The following is a 13,928-nucleotide window of genomic DNA, read 5'->3' on the forward strand; positions in this document are numbered from 1 at the left end:
GCTTTACCGCCTGCGTACCGCCAATGGGTGTACACTTACCGTTCAGGCAGGCTATTGATGGAGTATGTATGTCCCTATGGAGAACCGTCGCGCTGGTCGCCTCGTCCTTACTGTCGCTATCGTGCAGCGTCAACCCGCCGTCGGGCGTCCGGCCGGTGGAGAAGTTCGATGTTAACCGCTACCTGGGCACCTGGTATGAAATCGCCCGGCTGGATCACCGTTTCGAAACCGGACTCGATCATGTCACGGCGCAGTATAGCCTGCGGGACGACGGAGGCCTCGACGTCATCAATAAAGGCTATTCCCCGGCCACGCAACGCTTCCGGCAAAGCAACGGCAAAGCCTATTTCCTGGCTTCGCCGCAGCGGGCCTCGCTTAAGGTCTCGTTTTTCGGCCCTTTTTATGGCGGCTACCATGTGATCGCGCTGGATGAAGGCTATGATTACGCCCTGGTCTGCGGCCCCAACCGCGATTATCTCTGGGTCCTGGCCCGCGCCAAAACGCTGCCGCAGGCCACGCGCGACCACCTGGTCGCTACCGCCGCCCGGCTGGGTTTTGCGGTGGACCGGCTTATCTGGGTGGATCAATCCTGAAACGGCCTAATGCGACAGCTTCAGGCACAGGATCCCCAGCATAATCATCGCCAGGCTGGCGATGCGCAGCCAATGTGCGGGTTCACCCAGCCACAGCATGCCGACGATAACCGTGCCGACCACGCCTATCCCGGTCCAGACGGCATAGGCGGTACCCACCGGCAGCGTGCGCATGGCCAGGCCCAGCAGCGTGATGCTGATGATCATCGCGATAAGCGTCACCACGCTTGGCAGCAGGCGGGTAAATCCCTCGGTATATTTCAGGCCGATGGCCCAGACAGTTTCCAGCAGGCCGGCGAGGATAAGTAATAACCATGACATGTGAGACGACCTCATAACGATGGGGTCGTCCCCAGAAGAAAAGACAGCTTACCAGGTCGTCCTGCTAAGGAAGGATAATCTTATGCCGCCGTTAGCAAAATGACCAATGAATTTAATTAATCGATTAGTTAAATGTGACGAAACGGTCATTTTAATCAAAATGACCGCGTCATAGTCCGACACCGCTGTCACTATCGGTTCTCATTCCCCGATAACCCGCTGACAGCGGCTATTTCACCAGGATACAGAGGCATTAGCTGAATACAGCCGTGTATATTACTGTGCAGCCCGCTGTACGGCCTGTCCGCCTGCCGAAATATCTTCACCGGCGCCGCGGGTGGTATTACAAGCCGTTAATGAGGACAACACCAGAACAGATAAAAGGGCAATTATACTTTTCTTCAACATAACGATTTCCTTTTGTAGAATCACTTTTTGTCTAAATGAAATAGCACTGCTGTGGATAAAAGCTTGCCTTTTAAGCATAGTAAAAAACCGGCAAAACATACTAAACATATGGCCGGTTGCGCACTTTTAGGACTATTTACTGGAAAATGTCCTGGATGTTGGCTGCACGATGTCTGCGAGCTACTTGCTGGCACCACGCGTAATAGCGCCGCCAAGGTGTTGCACATCTTCACCGAAGCCGCGCGCGGTATTGCAACCGCTCAGCGTCGCCGACATGACTAATGAGATAACGATCAGTTTAACTGTTTTTCCTAACATAATCGCCGGATTCCCCGCACGCCTGAAAACGCCCGGCCTGCCCTGACCCTGATAACGCCTCAGGGCATGCCGGTTGAACGGTTATTTGATGCGGGATACGTATTCGCCGGAGCGGGTATCCACTTTGATCACTTCGCCAATCTGCACGAACAGCGGTACTTTTACCACCGCGCCGGTGGTCAGGGTGGCGGGCTTGCCGCCGGTGCCGGCGGTGTCGCCCTTCAGGCCCGGGTCGGTCTCGATGATTTCCAGCTCGACAAAGTTGGGCGGCGTGACGGCGATGGGCTCGCCGTTCCACAGGGTCAGCACGCATTCGGCCTGCTCAACCAGCCATTTGGCGGCGTCGCTCACCGCTTTCTTATCGGCGGCCAGTTGCTCAAAAGTCTCGTTATTCATAAAATGCCAAAACTCACCATCGTTGTACAGGTAAGTCAGGTTCATATCCATGACATCGGCCGCCTCGACGGAATCACCGGATTTAAACGTTTTTTCCAGCACCTTGCCGGAAATCAGTTTACGGATGCGCACGCGGTTGAACGCCTGGCCTTTGCCCGGTTTTACGAATTCATTATCAATGATCGCGCACGGCTCGCCGTCCTGCATGATTTTGAGACCGGAACGGAATTCATTGGTACTATAAGACGCCATGGTGGTCCTCTTAATATTACGTGGTCGTTAAGCCAAAAAAATGGCAGATATTGTAACCCGAAACACCCCAACTAGAGAAGATTGGTTGCGTCAACTTGCCGATGTCATTACCGATCCCATCGAACTTTTGCAACAATTGCAACTCAGCGACCATCCGGACCTGCGCGATGGCGCGGCGGCGCGGCGGTTATTCCCGTTACGGGTGCCCAGGGCGTTCGTGGCGCGCATGGAGCCGGGCAATCCGGCCGACCCGCTGCTGCGACAGGTCCTCACCCTACGCGAGGAATTTCTGCAGGTGCCCGGTTTCAGCACCGATCCGCTGGAAGAACAGCAATCCGTAGTACCGGGCCTGCTGCATAAATACCGTAACCGCGCCTTGCTGCTGGTCAAGGGCGGCTGCGCGGTTAACTGCCGCTATTGCTTCAGGCGCCATTTCCCCTATCAGGATAACCAGGGCAACCGGGCCAATTGGTCAGGGGCGCTGGAGTATATCCGGCAGCACCCGCAGCTGAACGAGATTATTTTTTCCGGCGGCGATCCGCTGATGGCCAAGGATCATGAGCTGGACGAGCTTATCGGCCAGCTGGAAGCCATTCCCCATCTGCGCACCCTGCGCATCCATACCCGTTTGCCGGTGGTTATCCCGGCGCGCATCACCCCCGCTCTTTGCCGGCGCCTGGCCGGCAGCCGTCTCAATGTCGTGCTGGTCACCCATATCAATCATGCCAACGAGATTGACCTGCCGCTGCGCGAGAGTATGACACACCTGCGCATGGCGCAGGTGACGCTGCTCAACCAAAGCGTGCTGCTGCGGGGGGTAAATGATAACGCCGATACGCTGGCGACCCTGAGCGAAACGCTGTTTGACGCCGGCATACTGCCTTATTATCTGCATGTTTTAGATCGGGTACAGGGCGCGGCGCACTTTATGGTGGATGACCATGAAGCCCGGGAGATTATGCAGCAATTACTGTTGAAGGTCTCGGGCTATCTGGTGCCGCGGCTGGCGCGGGAGATCGGCGGGGAAAACAGCAAAACCCTGCTTGATTTAAAACTACGCCAGCGCTAAGCCGTGCTTCCCGACGCCGCCGGGCGGCATCAGGAAGCCAGCGGCTACGGGCATTTATAGACCTGGCCCTGGATCTTGCTGTCCAGCGGGGCAAAACTCGAGAGATAGGTTTCCGTAAAGCCGACCGGGCTGGCGGCCTTATAAATAACGTTGCCGCCCATGGCCGCCGCTTTATTGCGCAGATCGTTGGCCGCGCCGCGCATGGAGCTGCCTTCGCCGCCCTGCCCCGACAACCAGTTGCTTTGCGTGCCGGTAACCGTGCCCAGCGCCTGGCAATTACTGCCCGGCTGGTCTTCGGTGAACTTCACCGACTGCCCCGCGGCGGACAGTTCATTAGTAGTGGCACATCCCGCTAATAATAAAGTGCCCGCACCAAGACAGAGTAAAAATTTGATTCGCATCGTTATCCTCGAATAGTGATATGTCCGGCAAAAATTTTGCTGTGCGCCATATTTTCCCTTGGGCAACCGTCAGCGCATAAACCGCTGTTTACCCTGCCCATACCGCTACCTGTTTATACCTTAAAAACGGTCCGGTTGATAATTTTTTGCCAAAAAAAACCCCGGCAAGCCGGGGTTTTTAACGCTATCAGCGCAACAGGGGCATTACATCATGCCGCCCATGCCGCCCATACCGCCCATGCCGCCACCGGCGCCACCCAGATCTGCTTTGTCTTCACGCGGCAGATCGGTGATCATACATTCGGTGGTGATCATCAGACTGGCAATGGAGGCCGCATACTGCAGCGCGGAACGGGTTACCTTGGTTGGATCCAGGATACCCATTTCGATCATGTTGCCGTATTCTTCGGTTGCCGCGTTATAGCCCATGTTACCGTTGCTGGCTTTAACGTTGTTGGCAATCACGGACGGTTCTTCACCGGCGTTGGCCACGATTTGGCGCAAAGGCGCTTCCATGGCGCGACGGGCAATCTTGATGCCGACATTCTGGTCTTCATTGTCGCCACGCAGATCGGTGATGCTGTTGGCTACGCGAATCAGCGCTACGCCGCCGCCGGCAACCACGCCTTCTTCCACGGCCGCACGGGTCGCATGCAGGGCATCTTCCACGCGGGCTTTTTTCTCTTTCATTTCAACTTCAGTCGCGGCGCCCACTTTAATCACGGCAACACCGCCGGCAAGTTTAGCAACACGTTCCTGCAGTTTTTCACGATCGTAGTCGGACGTGGCGTCGTCACGCTGCTGGTTGATTTGGGCAACCCGGCTTTCGATGACGGCTTTATCGCCGATACCGTCGATAATGGTGGTGGTGTCTTTGGTGATGACGACACGTTTCGCCTGGCCCATATCTTCCAGGGTGGCTTTTTCCAGTTCCAGGCCGATTTCTTCAGAAATCACGGTACCGGCGGTCAGGACGGCGATGTCCTGCAGCATGGCTTTACGACGGTCGCCGAAGCCCGGGGCTTTGACAGCCGCAACTTTAACGATGCCGCGCATGGTGTTGACCACCAGGGTCGCCAGGGCTTCGCCCTCAACGTCTTCAGCGATGATCAGCAGCGGTTTGCCGGCTTTGGCAACGGCTTCCAGTACCGGCAGCATTTCGCGGATATTGGAGATTTTTTTATCAGCCAACAGGATGAACGGGCTTTCGAGTTCGATAGCGCCGGTTTCCGGTTTGTTGATGAAATAAGGGGAGAGGTAGCCACGGTCGAACTGCATACCTTCAACCACGTCCAGTTCGTCCTGCAGGCCTGAGCCTTCTTCAACGGTGATAACGCCTTCTTTGCCTACTTTCGCCATGGCTTCAGCGATAAGTTTACCCACGGTTTCGTCGGAGTTGGCGGAGATGGTGCCTACCTGGGCGATGGCTTTGGAGTCAGAGCAAGGTACGGACAGTTTTTTCAATTCTTCGACGGCGGCGATAACCGCTTTGTCGATACCCCGTTTCAGGTCCATCGGGTTCATGCCAGCGGCAACGGCTTTCAGACCTTCATTGACGATGGATTGAGCCAGAACGGTGGCGGTGGTGGTGCCGTCGCCCGCAGCGTCATTCGCTTTGGAGGCAACTTCTTTCAACATCTGGGCGCCCATGTTCTCGAACTTGTCTTCCAGTTCGACTTCACGCGCCACGGACACGCCATCTTTCGTGATGACAGGCGCGCCGAAGGATTTGTCCAGCACCACGTTGCGGCCCTTGGGACCCAGGGTAACTTTGACCGCGTCTGCCAGAATGTTCACGCCGCGCAGCATTTTGATGCGGGCTTCGTTACCGAATTTTACGTCTTTAGCTGCCATTTGAATTTCCCTTAAATTCGTTCAGTTCAGATGATTACGCGAGAATTACGCCTCGACGATGGCCAGAATGTCGCTTTCGGACATGATCAAGACTTCTTCGTTATCGATCTTTTCTACTTTCACGCCATAGCCGTCGTTGAAAATCACGATATCGCCGACTTTCACATCCAGTGCTTTGATTTCACCGTTTTCGAGGATGCGGCCATGGCCGATTGCCAGCACTTCGCCACGGGTGGATTTACCCGCCGCGGAACCGGTCAGAACGATGCCGCCAGCCGATTTTGATTCAACTTCTTTACGCTTGACGATAACGCGATCATGTAATGGACGAATTTTCATTGAAAGCTCTCCTTAAGAAAGTCCGTATCTGTTTCGGGATGAATGCCGGGCATGCCCTCATGCCCTGCCTCGTGGTGATTAAGATGGGGGCGTTCGGTTACGCTTCAAGGGGAAAAAAAAGAATTTTTTTGCCTGAGCGGCTGTTTTTTAGCCGCCGTAAATAAAACCTCAGTATTTTCATTGCGTTAAAAAGCAGCCTGTGCCAAAAAAATTAACATCTATTTATCATCTTCGGGCCGGTGTTCGATGGCGTCGCGCGGAATATCCTTACGTTTGTACTCGCCCTCGAAGGTATCGCCGCCCGCATCATGGGAGGCAAAACCGCCGGCCGCGCCGCGCTGGAACCGCAGGTGGGGCAGCAGTTTCAGGGTCAGTGAATTCTGCACCGGCGGCAGCAACAGCAACAGGCCGAGAAAATCGGTAAAAAAGCCGGGCAACAGCAGCAGAAATCCCGCCAGCAGGATGGAGACACTTTTGATCATTTCAGCGGCCGGGCTTTCGCCGTTGGCCATCTTGATCTGCATCTGGCCCAGGATCTTCAGCCCCTGGGTACGCACCAGCGACACGCCGATAAACGAGGTCAGCACAATCAGCAGCAGCGTAAAAAGCACGCCGATGACATGCGCGACTTGTATAAAAATCGTGATCTCTATATAGGCCACGAGAAATATCAGTAATAAGGGTATCCAACGCACCGAATTCTCCTTGGGTTGACTGGCCCGGCGCGGGCGCCTCATTGGATGCTGGCGGACGGCGGCGGGCTGATGATAAAAACGTGCCTGTGGTTATGGTATCCTGAAGCGCGGGTGTCGGCGCGGGTTATTTACCGCACTTTACATCACGCGGACTTGCCGCGCGCCCTGCCGGCACCCAGGCCGGACGAATGGCAAGCCATTAAAATAATTCTGTTAGATAATCGTGATCAACTTAATAGTGTCAGTGTTTAAGCAGCATATAATGATGAGCACAAGTGCATTGTCAGTGCAACGCGCTGGATAATAAAATTAATCTGAAATTATCCAGCGTCAATCGTTAAAAACATCGCTTATTAAGGAAGTACTCATGGCGAATACCATTCGTATAGAAGAAGACCTGTTGGGAACACGTGAAGTTCCTTCTGAAGCTTATTATGGCATCCACACGCTGCGCGCCATTGAAAACTTCTATATCAGCAATACCAAAATCAGCGACATTCCCGAATTCGTTCGCGGCATGGTGATGGTGAAAAAGGCGGCCGCGCTGGCCAACAAGGAGCTGCATACCCTGCCGCGCGCCATTGCCGATACGATAGTCGCCGCCTGTGACGAAGTACTGGATAAAGGCCGCTGCCTGGATCAGTTTCCCATCGACGTTTTCCAGGGCGGCGCCGGCACGTCGGTGAACATGAATACCAATGAGGTGCTGGCGAATCTCGGCCTGGAGCTGATGGGCCATCAAAAGGGGGAATACCAATACCTTAACCCCAACGATCACCTGAATAAATGCCAGTCGACCAACGATGTCTACCCTACCGGCTTTCGTATCGCGGTCTATATTTCCATCCTCAAGCTGGTCGAGGCGGTGGGCCAGCTGGGAGAAGGGTTCGAGCGCAAGGCGCAGGAATTCGCCACTATCCTGAAAATGGGCCGCACCCAGCTGCAGGATGCCGTGCCGATGACCCTCGGCCAGGAATTCCATGCCTTTACCGTGCTGCTGAAAGAAGAAAATAAAAACCTGCTGCGCACCGCCGAGCTGCTGTTGGAAGTGAACCTGGGCGCCACCGCCATCGGCACCCGGCTGAACACGCCCGACGGCTACCAGGCGCTGGCGGTGCAGAAACTGGCGGAAATCAGCAACCTGCCCTTGCTGCCGGCGGAAGATCTTATCGAGGCGACCTCCGACTGCGGCGCTTATGTCATGGTACACAGCGCGTTAAAGCGCCTGGCGGTAAAACTTTCCAAGATCTGTAACGATCTCAGGCTGTTGTCCTCCGGTCCGCGCACCGGTCTTAACGAAATCAACCTGCCGCAGCTGCAGGCGGGCTCGTCCATCATGCCGGCCAAGGTCAATCCGGTGGTGCCGGAGGTGGTCAACCAGGTGTGCTTCAAGGTTATCGGCAACGATACCTGCATTACCATGGCGGCCGAAGCCGGTCAGTTGCAGCTGAACGTGATGGAGCCGGTTATCGGGCAGGCGATGTTTGAATCGGTGCATATCCTGACCAACGCCTGCTTTAACCTGCTGGATAAATGCATTAACGGCATTACCGCCAATCGGGCGGTATGCGAAGCTTATGTGTTCAACTCCATCGGCATCATCACCTACCTCAACCCGTTTATCGGCCACCATAACGGCGATATCGTCGGTAAAATCTGTGCCGAAACCGGTAAAAGCGTGCGTGAGGTGGTGCTGGAGCGCGGGTTGCTGACGCCGGCCGAGCTGGATGACATCTTTTCGCTGGAAAACCTGATGCATCCGACCTATAAAGCCGTACGCTATACCGATGACAACGAGTAGCCGCGGGTAGCCTCTTGCGTTTTTCATTGCTGTCGCCGTAGCGCCGGCCGGGTTATACTGCCGGTCGGCGCTATACCGCGAGGTTGTCATGGCAGCAAAATTCCCGGCAGGAAAACGTATCCCGGCAGCCGATCCCGGCGCCGCGGACACGACTGAAACCCAAACATCTGAAAACAGCTCCACCGCATGCGGCGCCGCTGAAAACGGCATCATCATCATCCTTTGCACCGCCCCGGATAAAACCACCGCGCAGGCGCTGGCGGGCACCCTGCTCGGCGCGAAGCTGGCCGGTTGCGTCACGCTGCTGCCGGGGGCGACCTCGTTTTATTTCTGGGAAGGCAAGCTGGAACAGGAAGACGAAGTGCAGATGCTGATAAAAAGCCATGTCCGCCATCAGCAAGAACTGATTGCCTGCATTAAAAAACACCATCCTTATCAAACTCCGGAGTTACTGGTATTACCCGTCCAGGGTGGCGATCCAGATTATCTATCATGGCTCAACGCGTCCTTACACTGATCCTGCTGGCATGGCTGGGCATCGGCCTGCCGCCGCCCGCCGCCGCCGCGCTGTTCGGCAATTCGCCGGCCACGACCTTTGTGCCGGTCGACCAGGCGTTTAGTTTTGATTTTCACCAGCAGGGCGCCGATTTGGCGCTGAGCTGGCAGATCCGCCCCGGTTATTATCTTTACCGCCAACAAATCAAGCTGGAACCGGCCGGCGCCCGGCTGGGCGACCCCGCCATGCCCACAGGGCTGAACCATCACGATGAATTTTTCGGCGACGTGCAAATCTACCGCACCAGCCTGCGGTTAAACGTGCCGCTGCTGGACGCGTCCGGCGGCGCGACGGTGCGGGTTACCTACCAGGGCTGCGCCGACGCCGGTTTTTGCTATCCGCCCGAGACCCGGGTAGTGCCGTTATCGGCGGTTGCCGGCAGCGGCGCCCCATCCGCACCGGCGGCGATAACGCCGTCCCGGCCGCCGGACGCCGGCGCCCTGCCCTTTTCCCCGCTATGGGCACTGCTTATCGGTATCGGTATCGCCTTTACGCCCTGCGTGCTGCCCATGTATCCGCTTATTTCCGGCATTATCCTCGGCGCCGGCACGGCGCGGCTCAGCACCGGACGGGTACTGGCGCTTGCCGGGGTGTATGTTCAGGGCATGGCGATGACCTATACCGCGCTCGGCATGGCGGTGGCCGCCGCCGGGCTGCGGTTCCAGGCCGCATTGCAGCAGCCCGCGGTGCTGATCGGCCTGTCGGCGCTGTTTATCCTCCTGGCGCTGTCCATGTTCGGGTTATTTACCCTGCAACTGCCGGTGGCGCTGCAAACCCGCCTGACGCTCTGGAGCAATCGGCAGCGGGGCGGCGCCTTGCTCGGCGTCTTTATCATGGGCGCGCTGGCGGGGCTGTTTTGCTCGCCCTGCACCACCGCGCCGCTCGGCGCTATTTTGCTGTATATTGCTCAAAGCGGTAACCTGGCCGTCGGCGGCGTGACGCTTTATCTGTATGCCCTGGGCATGGGGATCCCGCTGATCCTGGTGGCGGTGTTCGGCCACCGCCTGCTGCCGCGCGGCGGCCCGTGGATGCAGCAGATCAAACAAGGCATGGGCTTTGTTATCCTGGCGCTGCCGGTGTTTTTGCTGGAGCGCGTGTTTGGCGATACCTGGGGACTGCGGCTGTGGAGCGGGCTGGCGGTCGCTTTTTTCGCCTGGGCGCTGCTCGCCAGCCGGGAGGGCCGTTTTCGCGGCGCCCGACTGCTGCAAATGATCCTGCTGGTGCTGATGGTCGTGGCGGCCAGGCCGCTGCAGGACTGGGCATTTTCGCCCACGGCGGGCGTAAATGCCGCCATGGACGGCGCGGCGCCCGTCTTCAGGCGCGTTGCCACCAGCGCGCAGATTAACCAGGCGCTGAACGCCTCGCCCGACCGGCCGGTGATGCTGGATTTGTATGCGGACTGGTGCGTCGCCTGTAAAGAATTTGAAAAATACACCTTCCCCGCCGATGGGGTGAAACGTCAGCTTGCCAAGCTGACGTTATTACAGGCGGATGTCACGGCCAATTCGCCGGAGCAACAGGCCCTGCTCAAGGAGTTGCGGGTTTTAGGCCTGCCCACCATCCTGTTTTTCGACCGCCAGGGACGGGAAATTCCTGGCTCAAGGGTAACCGGCTTTCTGGATGCCGATGACTTTCAGCGCCATTTGCAGAAAGTCGCCCCATAACCGACACTAGGGACTGGCAACCGCAAGCTTTTAGGAGGCATACGTGCAACGCGAACAGGTACTGGATTATGCGTTGAACCTTTTGGAACAAAAAGGTTTTACCCTCGTTTCACTGGAGATGCTTGCCGACGGCCTGGCGATTCCGCGCGCCGAGCTTGAGCAGTACTGGCCGGACCGGGAGGCGCTGCTGCTGGACTGCCTGCGCTACCACGGCGAGCAGGTGGACGGCTGGCGCAGCCAGCTGCTGCTGGATGCGACCCTTGACCCGCAGCAAAAGCTGCTGGCGCGCTATAAGGTACTGGACGAGCAGGTGCGCCAGCAGCGTTACCCCGGCTGCCTGTTTGTTGCCGCCTGTAGTTTTTATCCGGCCGCCGACCATCCGATCCATCAGTTGGCCGAACGGCAAAAACAGGCGTCCTACGCCTACACCCGCGAACTGCTCGACCAGTTGGAAACCGATGATCCCACCATGGTGGCGCAGCAAATGGAACTGATCCTGGAGGGTTGCCTGAGCAAGCTGCTGGTGAAGCATCAGCTGCAGGATGTGGCCGTGGCGCGCCGTTTGGCGGAGGATATCCTGCGGCTGGCGTTGTGCCGTAAAAACGGCGCGTTGAGCTGAATTGCGCGCTCTTTTGCCTGAAAAGTCAGCGATTGAGTGGGGTTACGCATAAATCCTCAATAAATCCATTGACGAACAGCGGTCAATACGGTTTAATGCGGCGCGTTGCCCGGATAGCTCAGTCGGTAGAGCAGGGGATTGAAAATCCCCGTGTCCTTGGTTCGATTCCGAGTCCGGGCACCATTTTTGATTAAACCAGCTTAGCAGCTGGTTTTTTGCTTTCTGGCATCGGGACTCTCCATCGAACGGCGTTCGATGACTCGCCTCATCCATGAGGCTCGCCCTGCGGGCCAGCGCTGACGCGCTGTGCAAAAACGCTCCCGGCGTTTTTGTCCGAGTCCGGGCACCACTTATTCTTTTTTATGCTTTCTTATGAATCCCTATGGTATTGCAATTCAATAGGTTGGCGTAGAAACCCTTTCCGATACGCTTTGATTTATCCCTAGGTATCCGGAAAATATGGGGTCAAATTGCGGGTCATTCAGTGCGATGAATGGGGTGACCCTCACATGGCTCTGACTGACAGTAAAATCCGCGCTGCGAAAACCTTCGTAAAATCCTACAAAATCACCGCTGCCCACGGTCTGTGTCTACTGGCGGATCGCGTCTGTGGTATTGCGCTACCGCTTCGGCGGCAAAGAATCCCGCCTGGCCTTAGGCGCCTATCCGCAGGTGACGCCGGCGGAGGCCCGTGAAAAGCGCGACGCTGCCCGCAAGCTGCTGGCATCCGGCATCTGGCATCTGGCGCAGCTTATCAAGGCCATTGACGACAAAGGCGTGAGATTTTCAGAGCGTGGCGCAAAGATGAAGGACGGGCATCTGGTGCCTCTGTCCCGCCAGGCGGTCGACCTGCTGAAACAGATTCAGGAGATTTCCGGCAAATCAGTATTTGTTTTTTAGGGTGTGCGTGGTCTGGACAAACCGATGAGCGAAAACACCATTATTAAAGCGCTACGTGTGATTGGCTATGACACCAAAACCGAAGTTTGCGGCCACGGGTTTAGAGCGATGGCCTGTAGCGCCCTAAACGAGTCCGGGCTGTGGTCAAAGAACGCCATAGAGCGACAGATGAGTTATAAGGAGCGCAACGGTGTACGGGCGGCCTATGTCCACAAAGCGGAACATCTGGCAGCACGGATGGAAATGATGCAATGGTGGTCGGATTATCTGGACGTGAATCGCTAGGGTTATGTCGCGCCGTATATATATGCCCGGCAGCATACAATTGTTTAAATGGCCTAACTAATAATCTGGAGCAGTCATCACTCAACCCGGCGCTTTCCAATAACAGAGAATGACTAGACTCGGTGGACTGCTGAGAGCGAGATATAGTCATTCGCACCCTGAGACTTTCGACACGCTTGTTATGCCGCCAGCAAGGGCGAGTTTCACTTTGTGAGTGCCTAAGGGCGTGAAGCTGACGTTTCCCTTGCTTCATACAAATAAACTGAAATCGGCACCCATTAATGAAAGCGTTAATTGACTGTTTACGCCTGAATTCAATTATATTTATTGCAACCAGAGCTAATAACGCAGGTTAGCTATCGGGACAACCGGCTATCCTTAAATTTAAAAAATTACACCTTAGCCTGCAACTTATCGCCATTGCGGCGCATCCACTCTGCAATGCCTTCCAGCGAATTCAGAAGTTCACGGGCAACAGGCGTGGCTTCATACTCCACGTGCGGAGGAGATACTGGCAGCACGGTTCGTTTAACCAGCCCGCACTCTTCCAGATGTCGTAACTGGCGTGTGAGTTCTTTTTGTGTAACGGGAGAAGCTCGTCGCTGCAAATCTCGAAAGCGAATTGGCAAGTCGGTTACGATCAGGCGATAAAGCACAGGAATCGCCCATTTACCGGAAACAATATTAACAAATGCAGAAAGAGGGCAGGCAGGGGGCATTTTCAAAGTATCCTCCAAAGTGGTATCAAAAAGGTGCCTACTATCATTTTAATACCATCTATTTTATCCTCTTTCCAGTGTTGATATTGTTAAGGAGATGCTATGACCAGTCATATTTCCGAGGAAATCTTTGATCTTGCTTTCCGTAAAGCCAGAACCTTTAATAGCTTTACTGACCGTCCAGTTGCCATTGAATCATTACGGGAACTCTATGACCTGCTTAAATGGGGGCCAACTTCGACAAACCAGCAACCCCTGCGCCTTATCTGGTGCGTCAGTAAAGAGTCAAAATGCAAACTTGCTGAATGTGCTGCCGGTGGAAATGCCCCAAAAATACTTCAGGCACCGGTCACAACCATTCTTGGTATGGATCTAGATTTCGTCAATCATCTGCCGCGGATGTTCCCGCATGCGGATGCACGTTCATGGTATGGGGACGACCCGAAAGTCCGCTGGGATTCTGCGCTGAGGAATTCATCTTTGCAGGCAGGATATTTTATTATTGCAGCCAGGCTGCTTGGTCTGGATACCAATCCGATGCTGGGTTTTGATGAGCAGGCGCTGAATGCTGCTTTTTTCCCGGACAGCAATATCCGCGTCAATATGGTGTCAACGCTCGGATATGGCGAGCCGTCCACACTATATCCTCGGGCTCCACGCTTTAGCTTTGAAGAAGTGAATCAGATTATCTGATTACCGATTTTTACTTTTACAAGAAATCACATGTCATCAGTGACC

Annotated in this window: 16 protein-coding genes, 1 tRNA gene and 1 pseudogene; 9 read left to right on the top strand and 9 right to left on the bottom strand. The window is 55.6% G+C overall.

From position 1 onward, the window contains the following. Positions 1-68: 68 nt before the first annotated feature. Positions 69-593: an outer membrane lipoprotein Blc gene (gene blc / locus ABUK12_RS12645; RefSeq protein ID WP_410012169.1), complete on the top strand. Its 525-nt coding sequence runs from the start codon at positions 69-71 to the stop codon at positions 591-593. A gap of 6 nt (positions 594-599) precedes the next feature. On the opposite strand, the gene sugE is transcribed toward blc, so the two are convergent. From sugE to efp, 4 genes are all read right to left on the bottom strand, one after another. Beyond that, complete coding sequence (gene sugE / locus ABUK12_RS12650; RefSeq protein ID WP_410012170.1) at positions 600-914, bottom strand: quaternary ammonium compound efflux SMR transporter SugE; 315 nt, start codon at positions 912-914, stop codon at positions 600-602. 276 nt (positions 915-1,190) lie between these two features. Further along, the gene (locus ABUK12_RS12655) at positions 1,191-1,322 is read right to left on the bottom strand and encodes an entericidin A/B family lipoprotein (protein WP_162364129.1); all 132 of its coding nucleotides are present in this window, start codon (positions 1,320-1,322) and stop codon (positions 1,191-1,193) included. 180 nt (positions 1,323-1,502) lie between these two features. Then, the gene (locus tag ABUK12_RS12660) at positions 1,503-1,640 is read right to left on the bottom strand and encodes an entericidin A/B family lipoprotein (protein ID WP_410012171.1); all 138 of its coding nucleotides are present in this window, start codon (positions 1,638-1,640) and stop codon (positions 1,503-1,505) included. Between the two features lie 81 nt (positions 1,641-1,721). After that, positions 1,722-2,288 carry an elongation factor P gene (efp, locus tag ABUK12_RS12665; protein ID WP_410012172.1) on the bottom strand — a complete coding sequence of 189 codons (567 nt, stop codon included), beginning with the start codon at positions 2,286-2,288 and terminating at the stop codon, positions 1,722-1,724. 40 nt (positions 2,289-2,328) lie between these two features. Between efp and epmB the strand changes: the two genes are divergently transcribed. Further along, entirely contained in the window at positions 2,329-3,357 is a 1,029-nt protein-coding gene (epmB, locus tag ABUK12_RS12670) for an EF-P beta-lysylation protein EpmB (protein ID WP_410012173.1), read from the top strand. A 44-nt stretch (positions 3,358-3,401) separates the two neighbouring features. Here the strand turns inward: epmB and ABUK12_RS12675 are convergent, their stop codons facing one another. The 4 genes from ABUK12_RS12675 to ABUK12_RS12690 all read right to left on the bottom strand — a co-directional run bounded on the left by ABUK12_RS12675 (position 3,402) and on the right by ABUK12_RS12690 (position 6,646). Continuing rightward, positions 3,402-3,758 (bottom strand): DUF4156 domain-containing protein, encoded by a 357-nt coding sequence (locus ABUK12_RS12675; protein WP_410012174.1) that lies wholly within the window; start codon positions 3,756-3,758, stop codon positions 3,402-3,404. Positions 3,759-3,962: 204 nt separating this feature from the next. Next, a complete protein-coding gene (gene groL / locus ABUK12_RS12680; protein WP_410012175.1) occupies positions 3,963-5,612 on the bottom strand; it encodes a chaperonin GroEL in 1,650 nt (549 codons plus the stop codon). Positions 5,613-5,657: 45 nt separating this feature from the next. Then, positions 5,658-5,951 carry a co-chaperone GroES gene (locus tag ABUK12_RS12685; RefSeq protein WP_132925602.1) on the bottom strand — a complete coding sequence of 98 codons (294 nt, stop codon included), beginning with the start codon at positions 5,949-5,951 and terminating at the stop codon, positions 5,658-5,660. Positions 5,952-6,169: 218 nt separating this feature from the next. Further along, positions 6,170-6,646 (bottom strand): FxsA family protein, encoded by a 477-nt coding sequence (locus ABUK12_RS12690; RefSeq protein WP_410012176.1) that lies wholly within the window; start codon positions 6,644-6,646, stop codon positions 6,170-6,172. A gap of 367 nt (positions 6,647-7,013) precedes the next feature. On the opposite strand from ABUK12_RS12690, the gene aspA reads away from it, so the two are divergent. From aspA to ABUK12_RS12720, 6 genes and pseudogenes are all read left to right on the top strand, one after another. Then, the gene (gene aspA / locus ABUK12_RS12695) at positions 7,014-8,447 is read left to right on the top strand and encodes an aspartate ammonia-lyase (protein WP_410012177.1); all 1,434 of its coding nucleotides are present in this window, start codon (positions 7,014-7,016) and stop codon (positions 8,445-8,447) included. Between the two features lie 208 nt (positions 8,448-8,655). Continuing rightward, positions 8,656-8,964 carry a divalent cation tolerance protein CutA gene (cutA, locus tag ABUK12_RS12700; RefSeq protein ID WP_410016632.1) on the top strand — a complete coding sequence of 103 codons (309 nt, stop codon included), beginning with the start codon at positions 8,656-8,658 and terminating at the stop codon, positions 8,962-8,964. Continuing rightward, complete coding sequence (locus ABUK12_RS12705) at positions 8,940-10,667, top strand: protein-disulfide reductase DsbD (protein ID WP_410012178.1); 1,728 nt, start codon at positions 8,940-8,942, stop codon at positions 10,665-10,667. Before cutA ends, ABUK12_RS12705 begins: the two co-directional genes overlap by 25 nt. Before the next feature lie 43 nt (positions 10,668-10,710). After that, positions 10,711-11,286, top strand: coding sequence for a division control transcriptional repressor DicD (dicD, locus tag ABUK12_RS12710; RefSeq protein WP_410012179.1), 576 nt, complete (start codon positions 10,711-10,713; stop codon positions 11,284-11,286). A 107-nt stretch (positions 11,287-11,393) separates the two neighbouring features. Further along, positions 11,394-11,469 (top strand) — tRNA-Phe (locus ABUK12_RS12715). A 326-nt stretch (positions 11,470-11,795) separates the two neighbouring features. Continuing rightward, positions 11,796-12,471, top strand: a pseudogene (locus ABUK12_RS12720) (integrase arm-type DNA-binding domain-containing protein). Between the two features lie 392 nt (positions 12,472-12,863). Here ABUK12_RS12720 and ABUK12_RS12725 read toward each other — a convergent pair. Continuing rightward, positions 12,864-13,190 (bottom strand): winged helix-turn-helix transcriptional regulator, encoded by a 327-nt coding sequence (locus tag ABUK12_RS12725; protein WP_410016633.1) that lies wholly within the window; start codon positions 13,188-13,190, stop codon positions 12,864-12,866. A gap of 102 nt (positions 13,191-13,292) precedes the next feature. Here ABUK12_RS12725 and ABUK12_RS12730 point away from each other — a divergent pair, with 102 nt between their 5' ends. Further along, positions 13,293-13,883: a malonic semialdehyde reductase gene (locus tag ABUK12_RS12730; RefSeq protein ID WP_410012181.1), complete on the top strand. Its 591-nt coding sequence runs from the start codon at positions 13,293-13,295 to the stop codon at positions 13,881-13,883. Positions 13,884-13,928: the final 45 nt, after the last annotated feature.

Source organism: Sodalis sp. C49 (assembly GCF_046352915.1).
GTDB lineage: Bacteria > Pseudomonadota > Gammaproteobacteria > Enterobacterales > Enterobacteriaceae > Acerihabitans.